Below are 19,397 nucleotides of genomic sequence, written 5' to 3' on the forward strand. Positions count from 1 at the left end.
CCCGACGACACCCCCCGCCTTCCCTTCGTCAGCACCCGGCGCTGGCCGAATGACCGGACGGTACCCACCCCTCGCCCTGCGGCTGCGTTGATGACGTGCATCGGGGGATATGTGGCGGCGGGCCAGTGAGTTCCCGGCCCCCACACGGCGTCTTCAAATACCAAAACGGCCAAGCCAAATACCCAAACATCCCGCGCCGCATACCGTTCGACCAAAAATGCGCTGATTCACAATTGATTTAGAAGTGAAATGAAATGGCCGACGCTTAATTTTTGTTGCCAAGTTAGCATAAAATAACGCCGGGTTAGACTGGTAAAGCGTTTTTTTGCTTTACGATTACGTGATTTACCAAAATAAAAGGAATTCTATCGTCATGGCGCGAATTATTGTGGTGACGTCTGGCAAAGGCGGCGTGGGGAAAACAACCACGAGTGCCAGTTTCTCATCCGGTTTGGCCATGCGTGGTCATAAAACAGCGGTTATCGATTTCGACGTCGGCCTGCGCAACCTGGATCTGATCATGGGTTGCGAACGTCGCGTGGTCTACGACTTCGTCAATGTCATACAAGGCGAAGCCACTCTCAACCAGGCGCTGATCCGCGACAAGCAGCTTGAAAACCTGTTTGTGCTGCCCGCGTCCCAAACGCGCGACAAAGACGCCCTGACGCAAGACGGCGTCGAAAAAGTGCTCAACGACCTCAAGGGAATGGATTTCGAATACATCGTCTGCGATTCGCCGGCCGGCATCGAAACGGGCGCCTTGATGGCCGCTTATTTTGCCGACGATGCGCTGGTGGTGACCAACCCCGAGGTGTCTTCGGTGCGCGATTCCGATCGCATACTGGGCATCCTGTCGGCCAAGTCGCAGCGCGCGGTCAAAGGCGACGACCCCATCAAAGAGTTCCTGCTCCTTACCCGCTACCACCCCAAACGTGTCGCCGACGGTGAAATGCTATCGCTGAAAGACATTGAAGACATTCTGCGCATCAAACTCATCGGCGTGATCCCCGAATCCGAATCGGTCCTGCAGGCGTCGAACCAGGGAATCCCGGCCATCCATATTCGCGACAGCGACGTATCCGCCGCCTACCAGGACGTGGTGGCGCGTTATCTGGGCGAAGACAAGGCGCTGCGCTTTGTCGACTACGAAAAACCAGGCCTGTTCAAACGCCTGTTTGGAGGGAAATAAGATGTCTTTTTTATCGTTTCTCCTCGGACAGAAAAAAACGTCGGCCAGCGTGGCCAAAGATCGTCTGCAACTCATACTGATCAACGAACGAGGCGGCGGGCGCAGCGGCGCACCCGACTTCCTGCCGCAGTTGCAACAGGAACTGGTGGCCGTCATTTCCAAATACGTGAAAATCAATCCTGAAGATATCCAGATAAATCTCGAACATCAGGGCTCTCTTGAAATTCTCGAGGTCAAGATTGAAATGCCACAGGTCGAAGCGCCGGTCTGAATGGGCTTTCCAACGACCTTCGCGGCCGTGATGATTGCGTAAAAAAATGGCACCCACAAGGGGTGCCGCTACATATAGCCGTGAATCCCGTAGCGGCAGCCCTCGTGGCTGCCATCTGCGCAAAAACAAACAGCCCCCATTGGCGACAATCGGGGCTGTTTGAATTCCGGCGTACCTGCTTCCAGGTACGCGGACCGGCGTTATTTATCTGGCGACCGCGTTGCCGATGACACCGCCTATGGCCGCACCGCCAACCGTGCCCAGAACGCCGCCGCCGGTAAGCACGGCGCCCGCCAAGCCGCCCAGGCCGGCGCCCGTTACCGTACTCTTTTGACGATGGCTCATGCTATCCCAGGACGAACAACCCGTCGTGGCAAGCGCCAGTAGGCCGACTGCGGCGAATTTACTGATTGAGCCCAATTTCATTTTTACCTCCAATGCCAATTAATTTTGCGAATTACTAGATGTAAGCTGTAAACGCAGTATTACAGAAGCCGTTGCTGGATACTGTGAGTAGAGGCAAAATTTGTATCAGACGCAAGCGAGAGCCCATTTATTCCATTTCCAAATCGTATTGATGGCAGCCACAAGGGCTGCCGCTACAAAATGACAGGCACAAGGCCTGTCGCTACAAATGCGTACCCGTCGCTCATGTAGCGGCAGCCCTTGTGGCTGCCATGTCAGTGACACGCACGCTTTTGTAGAAACGGATAGGCATCAATGCGATTTAATCAGCGCCAGCACCGCTTTGAAATGCTCGCTGTCCCCGATTTCCAGCCATTCGAACATCGCCATTTCCGACGTCACGACTTCCATTTGATAATGCGCGGCGCGATCGAGCGCCGCCTGCAGATCGGACTGGCGGCGCGAGCCCAGGCAATCGGCCACCAGAATGGGACGCAGCCCCAGCCTCAGCAGCCCGATCGCCGTTTGTAACACGCAGACATGTGCTTCGGTGCCAATTAACAACACCTTCGGGCGCGTCTTGGACAACCGCGCGGCGAAACCGGGCTCGCGGGTGGCATCGAAATGGGTTTTGTGAACGACATGCTGTATGAACGGCAACAGCTGCGGCGCGGTCGCACCGATTTTGTCGGCGCAATGCTCGGTGGCCAGGACCGGCACACCCAGTAGACACGCGGCCTGCGCGAGCGACTGAGCGCGGGCCAGCACGTGCTGGCCATCCCGTATGGCAGGCAGCAGCCGGGCCTGCATATCGACCACCAGCAAAAGCGAATCCGACACGGCCAGGCACGGCATGGTGTTCCCCCTGCTATTTCAGCGCTTTGTAGCGCAAGCGCTTCGGTTTGGCGCCTTCCTCACCCAAGCGGCGCCGTTTATCGGCCTCGTATTCCTGATAATTGCCATCGAAAAACACCACTTTTGAATCACCCTCGAAAGCCAATATGTGCGTTGCAATACGATCCAGGAACCAGCGATCGTGGCTGATGACCATGACGCAACCGGCAAATTCAAGCAACGCGTCTTCGAGGGCGCGCAAGGTTTCCACGTCCAGATCGTTTGACGGCTCATCGAGCAGCAGAAGGTTGCCGCCCGCAATCAGCGTTTTGGCCAGATGCAATCGGCCGCGCTCGCCGCCCGACAACTTGCCTACCAGCTTGTTCTGATCGCCGCCCTTGAAATTGAAATGCCCCAGGTAGGCGCGCGAACCCATTTCAAACTTGCCAACGGTGAGCAGATCGGCGCCATCGGAAATCGCATCGAAGACCGTTTTATCGTCCGGCAAGGATTCGCGCGATTGGCCGACGTAGGCCGTACGCACGGTTTTGCCGATAATGACGGAGCCCGAGTCGGCCTGTTCATGGCCGGCGATCATGCGAAACAGGGTGGACTTGCCGGCGCCGTTGGCGCCGATAACCCCCACAATGGCGCCTGGCGGCACCTTGAAGCTAAGTGAGTCTATCAACAGGCGATCGCCGTAGCCTTTGCTCACGTTATCGAACTCGATCACCTCGTTGCCCAGGCGTTCGGCCACCGGAATAAAGATTTCCTGCGTCTCGTTGCGCTTCTGATACTCGTGCGACGACAATTCTTCAAAGCGCGCCAGGCGCGCCTTGGCCTTGGCCTGCCGCCCCTTGGGGCTCTGGCGCACCCACTCCAGTTCTTTCTTGATGGTTTTCTGACGCGCCGACTCGGTCGCTTCTTCCTGCTCCAGACGAGCTTCCTTTTGCTCGAGCCAGGAGCTGTAATTCCCCTTCCAGGGGATGCCGTGGCCGCGATCCAGCTCCAATATCCATTGGGCGGCATTATCGAGAAAATAACGATCGTGGGTCACACCCACCACGGTGCCGGGGAATTTATGCAGAAACTGCTCCAGCCATTCGACGCTTTCCGCATCCAGGTGGTTGGTCGGCTCATCGAGCAAGAGCATGTCGGGCTTGGACAACAACAAACGGCACAAGGCCACACGGCGCTTCTCGCCGCCGGACAAATTGCCCACCACCGCATCCCAGGGCGGCAGCCGCAACGCATCGGCAGCGATTTCCATCTGATGCTCGATGTCGTCGGAGCCGCTGGAGGCTGCCGCTGAAATAATGGCTTCGAGCTCGGCCTGTTCGCTGGCCAGTTGATCGAAATCGGCATCCGCATCGGAATAGGCCGCATAGACTTCATCGAGCCGCTTGCGCGCCGTAAAAATTTCGCCCAGACCCGCTTCGACCGATTCGCGCACCGAATGGCCGGGATCGAGCATGGGCTCCTGCGGAAGGTAGCCGATTTTCAGGCCGGGCATAGGCACGGCTTCGCCTTCGATATCCTGATCGACGCCCGCCATGATCTTGAGCAGCGTGGATTTTCCCGAACCATTCAAACCCAGGACGCCGATCTTTGCACCGGGGAAAAAAGAAAGCGAAATGTCGCGCAGAATCTGCCGCTTGGGCGGCACGATCTTGCCGACGCGATTCATCGTGTATACGTATTGAGCCATGAGTAAAAGTCAGTAAAACCGTAAAGGCTTGATTGTAGGCGGTATCTACGAAACAGTCCGTGGCCGGCCCGAGCGCCGATGCGGCAGACCCTGCGCCACCAACACGCCGGCCAGAGCCAGGGCGCCGCCGACCACATGGTAGGAATGCAGTTCTTCTTTTAGAAACACGATGGCGATCGCGGCGGTCAGAACCGGCATGAGGTTCATGAACAGGGTGGCCCGGTTCGGCCCCAGCAATTGCACGCCGCGGATCCACAGCAGCGGCCCAAACAACGACGCGAAAACAGCCGCAAACAGAATCATGGACATGCTCTCAGGCGTCAGGGGCGAAGCCGGATAGAGGAAAAAAATCGGCAGTTGGAAGAGCACGCCAAACACAATCTGCATATACAAGGACAACCACGGCGACAAAGGGATCGACCAGTGGCGCAACAACACGCCGTACAAGGCATAGGCGAACACCGCCACCAGCATCAGGGCATCGCCCGCCCGGATGCCGTGCGTCAGCAGCCGGGAGGGCTCGCCCTGCGCAATCAGTATGAACAAACCCAGCAGCGACAGCACAGCGCCGGCCAGCATCATGCGGCTGGGGCGCTCGCGCAGAATCAGCGCAGCGCAGCCTATGGTCAGCACCGGCATCAGGGACACGATAATTCCCATATTGGTCGCGCTGGTGGTTTCGGCCGCCTTATAACCCAGGTCCTGATTGAGCACCATGGCCAGAAACCCAAGGACGGCCAGGCGTGGACAAAGCGGCCGGATACTCGCCCAGTTGCGCATGAACGACCGCCAGATGAAGGGCGTGAGGAGGAGCCACGCCAAAAACCAGCGATAGAACGAAATAGCGGTGGGTTCGATGACTCCCGCCGCCATCTTGGTAACGATGGTATTGACCGACCAGATCACAACGGCCACAAAGGGATAAAGGAAATAGCGCAGCGGCAACATGAGCGACATAGTAACGCTAGCCGGGCGGGCACAAGAGCCCGCGCTCGCTACAGCGTCGAGCGGCCTTCTTGAAATGTCGCGGCAATTTCGCTTGCCGCATGGCGCAACTGCGGCAGGAAAGTCAGCAGGCTCGCCACCGAGGTTCGTTCTATGGGCGACTGAATCGCCACGGCGGCGCAGGCCCGGGTTTTGTCGAGCATGACCGGCACCGCGATGGCAATCATGCCCGGCATGAATTCCTGGTTATTGAAGCTGACGCGCTTTTTGCGAATTTCGACGAGTTCCTGGCGCAATACATCCAGATTCGTAATGGTCTGAGTGGTATTGCCTCGCAGAGGCAGTTTTTTCAACAGTTTTTCACGCTGCTGCTTGGGCAGGAAGCTTAGGAACAGCTTGCCGCAAGATGTGCAGTGATAAGGCACCCGCGAACCAGGGCTTAACGTTTTACGCAAAGGCCAATTGGCTTCTACCCGGTCCAGATAAACGATATCGTCGCCGCTGGAAATGGCCAAATTGCAGGTTTCCCCGACGGTGTCGACCAATTGCTGAAGAATGGCGCGGCGCGCGGCGGCGGGGCCGGCGGTCATCAGCATATTGACGGCCGCACGGCGCAAGCGCGAAGAACACTCGTACTCGCGGCCAGGGGTATTACGTGTAATGATCCAGGCGCTTTCCAGCTGTTTCAGCAAGCGATGTACGGTCTGTTTGGGCAGCTCGATTTTTTCAACGATCTGCGTCAAGGACAAAGGCTGACGAGCCTCGGAAATAATCTCGATGATGCGAAACGACCGGATCGCGGCCGCGTTGGATTGTGTCGAAGACATACTGCCGCTCCCCCTGAGTCTACAGCGCCAATTTAGTCCCGAAAATTAACTTTTCATAGGTTGACGAACGCCAATAATGGAAAAAACATGAAAATTGAGACGCCGGCGGCTGCCGTCGGCGTAGATTTGTAGTCTCTCAGACTGCAAGGGCGGATGCAAATCGGCGATCTCGCGCATCGCCAGATATTCGGTCGATCATTTCCAGATAAAGGCTGTTCGATGACAACACAAGAATCACTTCGAAAAACGGATGCCGGCACGGTGTCCGAAGTGCAGGCACTGGTGCAGCGCGCACGCGCCGCGCAAGCCCGCCATGTCGAAATGGGCCAGGCGGCCATGGACGATGCCGCGGCCGCCGCGGGCTGGGCAATCATGGAGCCCACCCGCAATCGACAGCTGGCCGAATTGTCGGTGCGAGACACCGGAGTGGGCAATGTCGAGGACAAGGTACGTAAAAATTACCGGAAAACACTGGGCCTCCTGAGAGACCTGCAAGGCATCAGGACGACCGGTGTCATTTCCGAAAATGCGCAAACCGGCATTACCGAAATCGCCCGTGCAGTCGGGGTGGTGGCGGCGATTACGCCCTCGACCAACCCAGCGGCAACCCCCGTCAACAAGATCATCAATGCCCTGAAGTGCGGCAATGCGGTGATCCTGGCTCCATCGCCCAAAGGCTTGAGCACCGCTCGCCTGCTGCTCGATTTCATTCACGCCGAATTCAGAAAATGCGGGCTTTCTCCCGATCTGGTGCAAGCGCTGCCCTCGCCCATCAGCAAGGCCATGACCGCCGAACTAATGCGGCAGGCCGACCTGGTCGTCGCTACCGGATCGGCGGCGAACGTGCGCATGGCCTATACCTCCGGGACGCCGGCCTTTGGCGTCGGGGTCGGGAATGTCGCCTCGATGGTCGACGAATCCGCCGATCTGGCCGATGCCGCCCGAAAAATCGCGCAATCCAAGACCTTCGACAACGCCACCAGCTGCTCATCGGAAAACAGCCTGGTGGTGCTCGACAGCGTCTACGACGCCATGCTGCGCGAGCTCGAAACGTGCGGGGCAGTGCTCTTGAATGCGCAAGAGAAAGAGGTGTTGCAAGGCGTGATGTGGCCCGACGGCAAGTTATCGGGCGCCGTCACCGGCAAGGACGCTACAACGATCGCGCATATCGCCGGACTCGACCGGGTTGCAAAAATGCACCAGGGCCATCCCGCCATTCTGCTGGTGGAAGAACAGGGCTTTGGCAGGGAGCATCCCTTTTCGGGCGAAAAACTGTCTCCGGTCCTGACGGTGTATCGCGCCAAGACCTTCGACCAGGCATGCGCCACCGTCAGGCAAATATACGAATACATGGGAGCCGGCCATTCGGTCAGCCTGCACTCGAAAAACGCCGATCAGGCCATGGCCCTGGGACTGCACCTGCCGGTCGCGCGTGTCATCGTGAATCAGGCGCACTGCCTGGCCACAGGCGGCAATTTCGACAACGGCCTGCCCTTCTCGCTTTCCATGGGCTGCGGCACCTGGGGCGGGAATAATTTTTCGGAAAACATGAATTACCGCCACTATCTGAACATTACCCGCATCGCCCGCGTGATCGCCCCGAACGAGCCCAGCCAGGATCAGGTGCTGGGCGACTATTTCAAGAAATACGGACAATGATGGATTCCCGCAGCTTCCCCGAACTGCTGGCGCAACTGGCACGCAAGCACCCTGAAAAGCCCTATTTCATTTCCACGGATAACGGGCAGGCCTTGTCCTACGGGCAGCTTCACCAGCTATGCAGGAAGCTGGGCGAGCAACTTTCTTCGCTGGGCTTCAAACAAGGCGACAAAGTGTCCGTCTATATGCCCAACAGCGAGCGCACCGCCGTGCTCTTGCTGAGCATCATGGCCCGCGGCCTGGTTGCCAACCCGATCAACCTGCTGTGCCAGGTATCGCAGTTGCGCCATATTCTGCGGCACTCCGACACCCGGCTGATCTTCACGACAAACGAACTGGCCGGCGTCTTGCTGCCCCTATTGGCGGAAATCGATCGCCCCATTCAATTGGTGCTGGTCGATCCGCGTAGCCGCGAATTGCCCGTTTTTGCGGACAACGCTTTGACTGTCGACGATTCTGGCACCCCAGCACCCGTTACCCCGGATATGGACGCCTTGCTGATGTACACCTCCGGCACGACCGGCGTGCCCAAAGGCGTGCTCCTGACACAGGAAAATCTACTGGAAAACGCCCGAAATATCGTTCGCGAACATCGGCTCACGGCATCCGACCGGGTTTTGGGGTCTTTGCCGCTCTATCACATCAACGGCCTGGTGGTGACCATTATTGCGCCCCTGATCCACGAAGGCTCGGTGGCGATGACGGCGCGCTTCTCGGCGGCCAACTTCTGGCGGGACGCCAGCCGCTATCAGTGCACCTGGATCAACGTGGTTCCAACCATTATTGCGTATCTGCTCAATGACCAGACGGACTGCTCCACCCTCGATTTAAGCCGCCTGCGCTTTTGCCGTTCCGCGTCATCGGCTCTGCCGCCCGAACGACACAGGGACTTTGAAAAGCGGTTCGGAATCGGGATTATCGAAACCATGGGCCTGACGGAGACCGCCGCACCGTCCTTCAGCAATCCGTATCCCGCCGATGAAAGGCAAATAGGCAGCGTAGGAAAACCCTCGGGCACACAGGCCAAGGTGGTCGACGATCAAAACCACCAGGTGAAAAACGGCGAGCACGGCGAAATCATCCTGACCGGAAAAAATGTCATGCACGGCTACTACAAAGATCCCGTCAAGACAAAAGAAGCGTTTACACAAGATGGATGGTTGCGCACAGGCGATATCGGCTACCAGGATGACCGCGGTTTTTTCTACGTTACCGGCCGCGCCAAAGAACTGATTATCAAAGGCGGAGAAAACATCGCTCCGCGCGAAATCGACGAGGCCGTCATCAAGCATCCATGCGTGCTGGACGCCGCATCGGTCGGGGCGCCGCATCCCGACTACGGGCAGGACATCGCGGTGTATCTGGTGCTGCGCGAAAACACGACCTTCGACGAGCAGGATATGCGTCGGCATTGCCTCAAAGAGCTGGGTCAATACAAATCGCCCAGCAAATATGTCGTGGTCCAGGAACTGCCGCGCGGCCCGTCAGGCAAGGTACAGCGCCTGAAACTGCTCGATCTGTAGGCAAATCCTTTCAGACCACAAACAGCCACTCCCCACCCTTCACACTGTCCGCCGCCCTGTTGGATGTGGGTGCTCTCGCGGCTTTGTTCATCAATCCGAATCAGACCGTAGAGACACCGTAGCCATGCATTAAAATAGACGTCCTGTCTCTCGTCGGCCCTGACTTTATGCCACATAAACCCGATTCCACACCGTGCTTCACCCCCGACGAACTCGACCTTCTGGGGCGCACCGCCGACGCACTCAGCGCCTACATGGGCAAGGCCGTCCTGGCCGAAGTCATGGATGCCGAAGAAACAGGCTTCGAATGGGTACTGTTCGGCGCGCCGCTGGACGCCAAAGACGAGGCGGAAGACCTCGTCACCGTTCAAATAGGAGGCGCGGGCGCGCGGCTGCTGGGCAACAAAGGCGGCCTGGACATCGGCAGCGACGAGGTCTTCGACTGCGAATACCTCTGGGCGATACAACTATCCACGCTGGAAGGCGTGCGCTTCATCAAGGTCGACCAGCAAGGCGACGAAATCGCCTGGACGGACGACCTGCGCGAAATACTGCCCTTCCACTTAAGCGATGAACCTGTGCCGAACGACGGCGATGGCGACGAACCTGAAGACGATGACGAGGATGACCCTAACGGCGATGAAGGTGATGCCGAAGATTACCCGCCTGGCCCGTCGCGGCGGCTGCATTGACCGGATAGCAGCCCATTCACGGATGGCACCCACAAGGGGTGCCGCTACAAATACCTGCCGGCTGCTCATGTAGTGGCAGCCCTTGTGGCTGCCAAAACCGTTAAGAGCCGAGAGGCATTTATAAAACGACGCCATGCCACCCACAAGGGGTGGCGCTACTTAACGACGAACATCGCCCACGACGCAGGGCAAGAAGGTTTATGCGGCGTAGGGCGGTATATCAAAAGAATGCCGCCTTCAGCGAATGCCACCCACAAGGGGTGGCGCTACGGGGCTCCTACGAACGCCCCCGAAACCGATCGCGGCCATACAACAGCACCCCCACGGGCCACATCGCCACGACCAGCAGGCGCGAACCCAGCCCCGTCAGCGGACGATCCGCCGGCAGCGCCTGCCCCGCCCGCCTCATATGCATCGCAAAACGCGTATAACGCGCGCCCGCACTGAAAAACATCTGCGGCTGATAACGGAACCAGGGCAAACACTTCTCGACCGTATCGTAAGCCAACAGCCAAAGCCCCTGCGCGTGTTGCTGGCTGCTGCGGCCCTCGGCCGACAGCGAATCGGCGCTATCGTAATAAACCCGGAAAACCTGATTGACGAAACGCGTCACATAACCCGCCCGCGCCATCGCGCGCCACACCAGGCTCTCAGGCACGAAACCCGGAATATCTTCCGGAAACGGGAATTGGCGCAGCACCTCGGTCCGCATGCAACCGAACTTTTCACCCTTGACGCGATACTTGAACGTCATATCGAGCGTCGTCGTATCCACGACATCATCAGGAAACATATCGCCCACAATGCGCCCGTCCGGTCGCGCGCACAAGCCCGTAATGGCGACAAAGCGCGAGCGATCTTCGGACGGTATCCCCGACCAAACCCCCGCCATGGTGTCCAGCGCGTTGATATCCAGGCTGTCGTCGCTATCCAATGCAACAATTAGCTCGCCATTAGCCTGCCGAACACCGTGATTGAACGCGGACTTCTTGTGCTGATTGGCCTGCCAGACATAACGGATCGGAAAACTGGCTTCTTGCTGCCACCCCTGCACCAGCTCGCGTGTGCCATCGGTCGACCCATCGTCGACCACCAGCCATTCAAAATCCTGAAAGGATTGCTCGCGCAGCGACGCGTAAACGCGAGCCAGCGTATTGGCCCGGTTATAGGTCGGTGTGAGTACGGTGAAAAGATGGCGCCAGGGGCTGAATGACATACATGGCACCATAGTCATATAATCAATCTACTGTATAAAAAAACAGCTCATCGATTATGAAATGCTACGAACCCTTCAATTTCGGTTCAAGTCCGCGGCCATCCGCTGGCCGTCATGAACGCGATTACGCGCGCTTGACTTTTTCCAGCATTTTGAACACGCCCTTGGGGGCTTTTACGAAAAGACGCTTGAACGCCTTGCCCAAACAACGGCGCTCGAGCGTGTTGCGACGGGTACGTTTGACTTCTGCCATGATGATCTCCGACCTTTGCATAAGAGGTTGCAGTACAGGGGGCTGCAAAGCAAGCAAACCCGCCAATAATGCCACAGTGATTAAACGCACTAGAATGATGAATAGGGCGTTCACGTTTATTGAATTAACCTGCAATTTTACCTGAATATTACTTTTTTGCTTAGAGCCCCTCAGGCCAAAGCCACACCAGAAAGAATCGCGACCCACCCCCATGAGTTCACAAATCCGCATTTTCGGCGCCCGCCAGAACAATCTTAAAAACCTCGATATATCGATCAATACCGGCGAACTGCTGGTGCTGACAGGCGTATCGGGCTCCGGCAAAAGCTCGCTGGCCTTCGACACCCTGTATGCCGAAGGCCAGCGGCGTTATGTCGAGACCTTTTCTCCGTACGCGCGCCAATTTCTCGACCGCATGGACAAACCCCAGGTCGACCGCATAGAAGGGATACTGCCCGCCATCGCCATCGATCAGGTCAACCCCGTACGCAACTCGCGCAGCACGGTGGGCACCATGACCGAGCTCAACGATCACCTAAAGCTGTTTTATGCGCGCATGACCCGCCTGTATTGCCGCGGCTGCGCGGCGGAAGTCCAGCGCGACAACGCCGAGTCGATCCGGCAACAGCTGGCCCGGCGCACCGATCTACAGCAAAAACGCATGGCCATCACCTTTCCCGTGGTGATTCCGGCGAACTTCACCGAAGAGGAAGTGCGCTCCTATCTGGACCAGCAAGGCTACACGCGCATCCATCACGAGGACACCGTCAGCCGCACCGTGCCCGCCGTCAAGGGCAAGAATCGGCGCTCCGAAAAAACCGAAAAACTGCGTGTCCTGCATGTCACCCAGGATCGCTTCCGTTACGGCAATACCGATACGGCACGCCTTATGGAGGCTCTCGACGCGGCCCTCAAGCAAGGCGACGGGCATCTGGCCATCCACGCCTCCGACGACGATGGCCAAAACGAACAGACCCTGCGCTTCAGCAACCGCCTGCATTGCGCCCAATGCAATATCGAATACACCCCCACGCTGCCCAGCACCTTTTCATTCAACTCGCCGCTGGGCGCCTGCGACACCTGCCGCGGGTTCGGACGGATCATCGGCATCGACTACGGTCTGGTCGTGCCCGACGAAAACAAGACGCTACGCGAAGGCGCCATCAAGCCCTGGCAAACCAACAGCTACAAAGAATGCCAGACCGAAATGGAACGCTATGCGCCGGCGGCCGGGGTACGCCTGACCGTGCCATGGAAAGCCCTGAGCGACGCTGAAAGGCAGTGGGTCATCGACGGCACGCCCGACTGGAAAGGCGGCACCAACGCCTGGAAAACCCAGTGGTACGGCGCACAGCGGTTTTTCAACTGGCTGGAGTCGCGCGCCTACAAAATGCATGTGCGCGTACTGCTTTCCAAATACCGCAGCTACACGCCCTGCCCGGCCTGCGGCGGCGCGCGATTAAAGCCGGACGCCACGCTGTGGCGCCTGGGCGATGGCACGGGCGACGACGACAATCGCTATCCACGCTTCATGCCGGTCCATGCCCAATGGACGCGCGAACAGCTCAATGCCCTGCCCGGCCTGGGGGTGCACGACCTGATGCGCCTGCCCATTGATCAGGTGCAGCGTTTTTTTGCCGACATTCATCTGGGCGACTCACTGGATGCCGCGATCGATCTGCTCCTGGGCGAGGTGCGGGCCCGCCTGAAGTTTCTCTGCGACGTCGGTCTGGGCTATCTGTCGCTCGATCGCCAGAGCCGCACGCTTTCGGGCGGTGAGGTACAGCGCATCAACCTGACCACCGCCCTGGGCACCTCGCTGGTCAATACGCTATTCGTCCTGGACGAGCCCTCCATCGGCCTTCATCCGCGCGACATGCACCGCGTCGTTGAAGTCATGCACCGCTTGCGCGCCAATGGCAATACCCTGGTCGTCGTCGAACACGACCCCCAGGTCATGATTGCGGCCGACCGTATCCTGGACATGGGTCCGGGCCCGGGCGAGCGTGGCGGGCAAATTGTGTTTGACGGCACGCCCGGCGAACTGCGCCGCGCCAACAGCCTGACCGGCAATTACCTGGGGGGCCGCCTGCGCGTCGAGGCGCCGCGACCCATGCCCGTAGCGGCCAGCACGCCCAAGCTGGTGCTCGACGGCGTCAACGCCAACAACCTGAAAAACGTGTCGCTCACCATTCCCCTGGGCCGGCTGGTTTGCATCAGCGGCGTTTCAGGTTCGGGCAAATCCACCCTTATCCAGGATGTGCTGTATCCGGCCATACGCAAGCAAATGGGCAAACCCACCGAACCGCCCGGCACCTATGCCCATTTGCTCGGAACCGAGCAAATCGCCGACGTCGTCATGGTCAATCAGGCGCCCATAGGCAAAACCGCCCGCTCCAACCCGGCCAGCTACGTGGGCGCCTTCGACGCCATACGCAAGCTGTTCGCCCAAAGCGCGCTGGCCAAGGAACGGGGCTACACCGCCGGCACCTTCAGCTTCAATAGCGGCGACGGGCGCTGCCCCACCTGCGGCGGCACGGGGTTCGAGCACGTCGAAATGCAGTTCCTGTCGGACGTCTACATCCGCTGCCCCGACTGCGACGGCAAACGGTTTCGCCCCGAAACGCTGGAAGTGCGCGTCGAACACCTGGGCCGCAGCGCCTCCATCGACGAAGTGCTGAACATGACTGTGCACGAAGCGCTGGGGTTTTTCAGCGGCCTGCGCGATGTGCAAGCCGGACTGGCGCCGCTGGCCGATGTCGGGCTGGAGTACCTGCGCCTGGGCCAGCCCGTGCCCACCCTGTCGGGCGGCGAAGCCCAGCGGCTGAAGCTGGCGGGCCACCTGGCCGAGGCGGCGCGCAGCGGCATTTCCTCAGTCAAGCTGGCCAAGAAGGGCAGCCTGTTTTTATTCGACGAGCCCACCACCGGCCTGCACTTCGACGACGTAGCGCGCCTTATGCGCGCCTTCCGCAAGCTTCTGGCGGCCGGCCACTCGCTGCTCATCATCGAACACAATCTGGATGTCATTCGCGCCGCGGACTGGCTGATCGACCTGGGGCCGGAAGGCGGCGATGCCGGCGGCCGGGTGGTGGGATACGGAACCCCCCAAGAACTGATCGACAACCCCGATTCGCACACCGGCCAGGCCTTGCGCGATTACACCAGCGCCATTGTGTATGAAGAAAAATCGCAGCGCGCCCGCCTGCTTGCCGAGCCCCAGGCCGTTTACAAAAATGGCGCAGGAACTGCGCTGCAAGTCGCGGCCAGCCGGCAGCACCCCCACAGCATCGATATCCTCAATGCCCGCGAACATAATCTGAAGGGCATCAACGTCTCGATTCCGCGCGATACCTTCACCGTAATCACCGGCGTGTCGGGGTCGGGGAAATCCACGTTGGCGTTCGACATTCTGTTCAACGAGGGCCAGCGGCGCTATCTGGAATCGCTCAACGCCTACGCCCGCGCCATCGTCCAGCCGGCCGGGAAGCCGGATGTCGATGCCATATACGGCATTCCGCCCACCATCGCCATCGAACAGCGCACCAGCCGGGGCGGGCGCAAATCGACTGTCGCCACCATGACGGAAATCCAGCATTTCCTGCGCTTGTTGTATGTCAAGCTGGGCACCCAGATGTGTCCCACCTGCCATGTTGCGGTCGCGCCGCAAAAACCCGAGCAAATCGTGGCCCAGCTATTGCACGAACACAAGGGCGGACACGTGGGCATACTTGCTCCCCTGGTCTCGGCCCGCAAAGGCTATTACACCGACCTGGCCAAATGGGCCGCAGGCAAGGGCTACACACATTTACGCGTCGACGGCGAATTCATCGCCGTGTCACCCTGGCCCCGCCTGGACCGCTACAAAGAACACACCATCGAACTGCCGGTTGCCGACTTGCTGCTGGACCCGGCAAACGAGCCGGCGCTGCGCGAAGCCATACGCAGCGCGCTCGAGCACGGCCACGGTACCCTGAGCGTACTGCTGGCGCTCAGCAACGGCTCCTCGGGTCCGTTGGCCGAACGGCGCGCGGCAGGCCTGAACCCCGACACGCGCCAGCTGCATTTTTCGGTCAAGCGCGCCTGCCCAAGCTGCGGAACCAGCTTTCCCGAACCTGATCCCAGGATGTTCTCCTACAACTCCAAACACGGCTGGTGCACCAGCTGCTTTGGCACAGGCTTGCAGCTTAGCGGTTTCGACGCCGAGCAAACGGGCGAAGAAACGGCCTGGAACGCCTGGTACGAAGGCGAGGCCGAAGCCTGCCGCAGTTGCAATGGCGAACGCCTCAACCCGCTGGCTCGCGCCTTTCGCTGGCGCGACCGCTCCATCACCGCACTGACAGCCCTATCGGTCGGTGACGCGCAAACCTTTTTTACCGGCCTGATCAGCCAGGGGCGCGAGGCCGACATCACCCGCGACATTTTCACCGAGATACGCGGCCGGCTCGACTTCCTGCAAGAAGTCGGCCTGGGCTACCTGGCGCTCGACCGCGCCGCGCCCACGCTATCGGGCGGCGAAGCGCAGCGCATCCGTCTGGCAGCCCAGCTAGGCTCCAATCTGCAAGGCGTTTGCTATGTGCTCGACGAGCCCACCATCGGCCTGCATTCGCGCGACAACCAGATTCTGCTTAATGCCTTGGGCAAACTCGAAGGCCATGGCAACACCCTGGTGGTGGTCGAACACGACGAGGACACCATACGGCGCGCCTCGCACATCATCGACATAGGCCCGGGGGCCGGCGTGCGCGGCGGCAAGGTCGTGGCGCAAGGCAGCGCGCAAGACCTGATGGACAATCCCGACTCCGTCACCGGCCGATACCTGAAACACCCCCTGCATCATCCCCAGCAGGCGCGACGCCCGGTTGACGCCCACACGCCCATGGTGGAAATCCATGGCGCGCATCTGCACAATTTGCACAATGTGAATGCACGTATTCCCGTGGGCCGGCTGAGCGTGGTGACCGGTGTTTCGGGCTCGGGCAAGTCCACCCTGGCGCGCGACGTGCTGCTCGACAACCTGGCGCATGCCGTTTCCCAGCGTAAAGCACCTGACTGGCACGGCTGCGTCGACATAACCGGCTGGGAGCCCATCGATCGCGTGCTCGAGGTCGACCAGACGCCCATAGGCAAAACGCCGCGCTCCTGCCCGGCCACTTATGTGGGTTTCTGGAACGACGTGCGCCAGCTGTTTGCCAGCACCAGCGAAGCGCGCATGCGCGGCTGGGGCACCGCGCGCTTCTCGTTCAATACCGGCGAGGGGCGTTGCCCCATCTGCGAAGGCCAGGGCCTGCGCACGCTGGAGATGAGCTTCCTGCCCGACATCAAGGTGCCCTGCGACGCCTGCGGCGGAGCCCGCTTCAATAGCGACACCCTGGGGGTCGTCTGGCGTGGTAAAAGCGCCGGCGAGGTGCTCAAGCTCGAAGTCGACGAGGCCATCGGCTATTTCGCCGTCCACTCCAAAATCGCCCGCTCCCTGCAACTGATGCAGGACGTGGGGCTGGGTTACCTGACGCTGGGCCAGCCGTCGCCCACGCTGTCGGGCGGCGAAGCACAGCGCATCAAGCTCGTCACCGAGCTCGTCAAGGCCCGCCTGACCGACGGCGTGATCAAAACCGGGCGCGCATCGCGCATCCCGCATACCTTGTACGTGCTGGACGAACCTACGGTGGGCCTGTCCATGGCCGATGTGGAAAAACTGAACCACGTGCTGCATCGCCTGGTCGATGCCGGCAACACGGTCGTCGTGATCGAGCACAACCTGGATGTCATCGCCGAGGCCGACTGGGTGCTCGACCTGGGCCCGGAAGGCGGTACCGGCGGCGGCCGCCTGGTCATCGAGGGCACGCCCGAAGACGTCATATTGAAGAAGACCTCTCATACCGGCGCCGTCTTGAGCACCTTTATGAATGGTACCCACTGATGCTCTGCCGCTTTGAAAATCGCCTGTCGGGGCAGGCAATTGAACTGCTTGATTTTGTCGAGCGCATCGAAGCGTGTTCGGCGGCCGAACTGCCTGCGGCTTTCGAACAGATTTCAGCGGCACAGCAAAAAGGCTGCTGGGTAGCCCTGCTGCTGAATTACGAACTGGGCGAGTGGCTGGATCCGGCCTGCCTATCGCCCGTCCCGGCCCAACTCGCGAGCCTGGCCGCCATCGGGCGCAAGACGCCCCGTCTCACAGCCCTGGTTTACCGGCAAGCCAACCGTGAGCCGGTGTGGGATGCGCCCTCAAACAGCGAACCGATCCAGCTTGAGTCGCGCCCCCTGATCGCGAAAACCGATTACCTGAAAAACATCGACATCCTGCAAGCCTGCATACGCCGCGGCGAACTCTACCAGGCCAACTACACGTTCCCGATACAACTGCGCACCCAGGCTGCGTTGCGCGACCTGTACCGAACCATTGCCGCGCAGCACCCTACGGCCCACGCCGCCTATATCGAGGATGACGAACGCAGTATTTTGTCGTTTTCCCCCGAGCTGTTCGTTGCCCGCCAAGGCGCCACCCTGACCGTGCGCCCCATGAAAGGCACCGCGCCGCGCCATGGCGATCCAGCGCTGGATCAACGCAGCGGACAAGCGCTTTTACACAGCGAAAAAAATCGCGCCGAAAACCTGATGATCGTGGATTTATTAAGAAACGATCTCGGACGGCTGGCCATACCAGGCTCGGTCAAGGTCGAGGCGCTCTTTACACTGGAACGCTACCCCTCCGTCTGGACCTTGACCTCGACCATTACGGCGCAGGCCCCGAACAAAAGCCTGGAAGATATCCTGCGGGCACTCTTCCCCTGCGGGTCCATCACCGGAGCTCCCAAAATCGCCGCTATGAAAAAAATCCAGACCCTGGAAACCTCACCGCGCGGCATCTATTGCGGCAGCCTGGGGTGGCTGGCCCCCAACGGCGACCTATCCCTCAATGTCGCCATTCGAACCATGGAAATGCCGGCGTCCGGGCCAGGCCTGTTTGGCATAGGCGGGGGCATCGTCCACGACTCCGATCCCGAACTCGAATGGGAAGAGTGCCTGTGGAAAGCACGGATTCTGCGGCTGGGCTCGGCCTCTTCATGGTTGGGAGAATCTTTGTCATGAATACGCCGATCCAACTTATCGAAACCATGCGCGTCGAGCCCGGCCATCGCTTGCCGCTTCTACCCTGGCACCGGCAACGCCTGCAGCGGTCATGCAAGACTCTGGGCTACACCTGGCCTGGCGAAATGCTATTTGCAAGCATCAGCCAACACGTCGAGCGCCTGGATACCCACGTCAGCCATCGCCTGCGTCTGTTGCTCGGCCCAGACGGGCGCTACCTGCTCGAATCCAGCCAACTTCCCGCCACTTCCCCGCCCGTGCGGATACGCCTGAACCACTCGCCACTGCAGGCCGACCCACTCTGGCTGCAACACAAAACCACGCGCCGACCCTGGTATGCCGACGCGCAAAGCCTGCTTGCCCAAACTCCCGGCCTGTTCGACATCGTATTCTGCAACGCACTGGGAGAAATCTGCGAAGGCAGCCGCAGCAATGTGTACGTGCAGGATGCCCACAATGTGTGGCTAACCCCGCCCACCGCCTGCGGTCTGCTGCCCGGCGTACAGCGCCAGATCCTGCTCGATAGCGGTCAGGCAAGTGAAGCGCGCATTACCTGCGACGACCTGCAAAACGCCAGAGCCATCCGCGTCTCCAATGCCCTGCGCGGCTGGGTGGATGCTGTTTTGGATTAACGGCGATGCGAGGCCATTCGCCAGATTTCTGATTGCCGAGGTTTTGTGGCACCCACAAGGGGTGCCGCTACAAATACCAACCGGGAGGTTCTTTAGCGCAGCCGGAAGGTTCTGTAGCGCCACCCCTTGTGGGTGGCAAAACCTTTAACGATTACGA

At 59.7% G+C, this 19,397-nt stretch carries 15 protein-coding genes; 8 read left to right on the plus strand and 7 right to left on the minus strand.

The genetic code is table 11. The annotated features are described in order from the left end of the window. Positions 1 to 373 precede the first annotated feature (373 nt). Positions 374 to 1,189: a septum site-determining protein MinD gene (minD, locus tag EDC26_RS12995; RefSeq protein ID WP_132583281.1), complete on the plus strand. Its 816-nt coding sequence runs from the start codon at positions 374 to 376 to the stop codon at positions 1,187 to 1,189. Between the two features lies 1 nt (position 1,190). Next, the gene (minE, locus tag EDC26_RS13000) at positions 1,191 to 1,460 is read left to right on the plus strand and encodes a cell division topological specificity factor MinE (protein ID WP_132583283.1); all 270 of its coding nucleotides are present in this window, start codon (positions 1,191 to 1,193) and stop codon (positions 1,458 to 1,460) included. 204 nt (positions 1,461 to 1,664) lie between these two features. Here the strand turns inward: minE and EDC26_RS13005 are convergent, their stop codons facing one another. The 5 genes from EDC26_RS13005 to EDC26_RS13025 all read right to left on the minus strand — a co-directional run bounded on the left by EDC26_RS13005 (position 1,665) and on the right by EDC26_RS13025 (position 6,179). Continuing rightward, positions 1,665 to 1,886, minus strand: coding sequence for a glycine zipper 2TM domain-containing protein (locus tag EDC26_RS13005; protein WP_132583285.1), 222 nt, complete (start codon positions 1,884 to 1,886; stop codon positions 1,665 to 1,667). Between the two features lie 291 nt (positions 1,887 to 2,177). Next, a complete protein-coding gene (locus EDC26_RS13010; protein ID WP_132583287.1) occupies positions 2,178 to 2,720 on the minus strand; it encodes an isochorismatase family protein in 543 nt (180 codons plus the stop codon). Between the two features lie 13 nt (positions 2,721 to 2,733). Then, positions 2,734 to 4,407, minus strand: coding sequence for an energy-dependent translational throttle protein EttA (ettA, locus tag EDC26_RS13015; protein ID WP_132583289.1), 1,674 nt, complete (start codon positions 4,405 to 4,407; stop codon positions 2,734 to 2,736). Positions 4,408 to 4,452: 45 nt separating this feature from the next. Then, positions 4,453 to 5,364, minus strand: coding sequence for a DMT family transporter (locus tag EDC26_RS13020; RefSeq protein ID WP_132583291.1), 912 nt, complete (start codon positions 5,362 to 5,364; stop codon positions 4,453 to 4,455). Between the two features lie 38 nt (positions 5,365 to 5,402). Further along, the gene (locus tag EDC26_RS13025; RefSeq protein ID WP_132583293.1) at positions 5,403 to 6,179 is read right to left on the minus strand and encodes an IclR family transcriptional regulator; all 777 of its coding nucleotides are present in this window, start codon (positions 6,177 to 6,179) and stop codon (positions 5,403 to 5,405) included. 153 nt (positions 6,180 to 6,332) lie between these two features. On the opposite strand from EDC26_RS13025, the gene sauS reads away from it, so the two are divergent. The 3 genes from sauS (at position 6,333) to EDC26_RS13040 (ending at position 10,053) form a co-directional block, all read left to right on the plus strand. Next, the gene (sauS, locus tag EDC26_RS13030) at positions 6,333 to 7,838 is read left to right on the plus strand and encodes an acylating sulfoacetaldehyde dehydrogenase (RefSeq protein ID WP_425012657.1); all 1,506 of its coding nucleotides are present in this window, start codon (positions 6,333 to 6,335) and stop codon (positions 7,836 to 7,838) included. Next, positions 7,835 to 9,361, plus strand: a complete 1,527-nt coding sequence (locus tag EDC26_RS13035; RefSeq protein WP_341802617.1) for an AMP-binding protein — start codon at positions 7,835 to 7,837, stop codon at positions 9,359 to 9,361. Before sauS ends, EDC26_RS13035 begins: the two co-directional genes overlap by 4 nt. A 167-nt stretch (positions 9,362 to 9,528) precedes the next feature. Next, positions 9,529 to 10,053, plus strand: a complete 525-nt coding sequence (locus EDC26_RS13040) for a hypothetical protein (RefSeq protein ID WP_132583297.1) — start codon at positions 9,529 to 9,531, stop codon at positions 10,051 to 10,053. A gap of 277 nt (positions 10,054 to 10,330) precedes the next feature. On the opposite strand, the gene EDC26_RS13045 is transcribed toward EDC26_RS13040, so the two are convergent. Then, a complete protein-coding gene (locus tag EDC26_RS13045; RefSeq protein WP_132583299.1) occupies positions 10,331 to 11,269 on the minus strand; it encodes a glycosyltransferase family 2 protein in 939 nt (312 codons plus the stop codon). 124 nt (positions 11,270 to 11,393) lie between these two features. Further along, entirely contained in the window at positions 11,394 to 11,522 is a 129-nt protein-coding gene (locus tag EDC26_RS20475) for a hypothetical protein (RefSeq protein WP_279432683.1), read from the minus strand. 211 nt (positions 11,523 to 11,733) lie between these two features. On the opposite strand from EDC26_RS20475, the gene uvrA reads away from it, so the two are divergent. The 3 genes from uvrA to EDC26_RS13060 are packed head-to-tail and all read left to right on the plus strand — an operon-like array spanning position 11,734 to position 19,240. Beyond that, entirely contained in the window at positions 11,734 to 17,439 is a 5,706-nt protein-coding gene (gene uvrA / locus EDC26_RS13050; protein ID WP_132583301.1) for an excinuclease ABC subunit UvrA, read from the plus strand. Continuing rightward, positions 17,439 to 18,608 (plus strand): aminodeoxychorismate synthase component I, encoded by a 1,170-nt coding sequence (locus EDC26_RS13055; RefSeq protein ID WP_132583303.1) that lies wholly within the window; start codon positions 17,439 to 17,441, stop codon positions 18,606 to 18,608. Before uvrA ends, EDC26_RS13055 begins: the two co-directional genes overlap by 1 nt. Further along, the gene (locus EDC26_RS13060; RefSeq protein WP_165931028.1) at positions 18,605 to 19,240 is read left to right on the plus strand and encodes an aminotransferase class IV; all 636 of its coding nucleotides are present in this window, start codon (positions 18,605 to 18,607) and stop codon (positions 19,238 to 19,240) included. The genes EDC26_RS13055 and EDC26_RS13060 overlap by 4 nt, the downstream gene beginning before the upstream one ends. Positions 19,241 to 19,397: the final 157 nt, after the last annotated feature.

The organism is Paralcaligenes ureilyticus, assembly GCF_004346225.1.
Classification (GTDB): Bacteria; Pseudomonadota; Gammaproteobacteria; order Burkholderiales; family Burkholderiaceae_B; genus Paralcaligenes; species Paralcaligenes ureilyticus.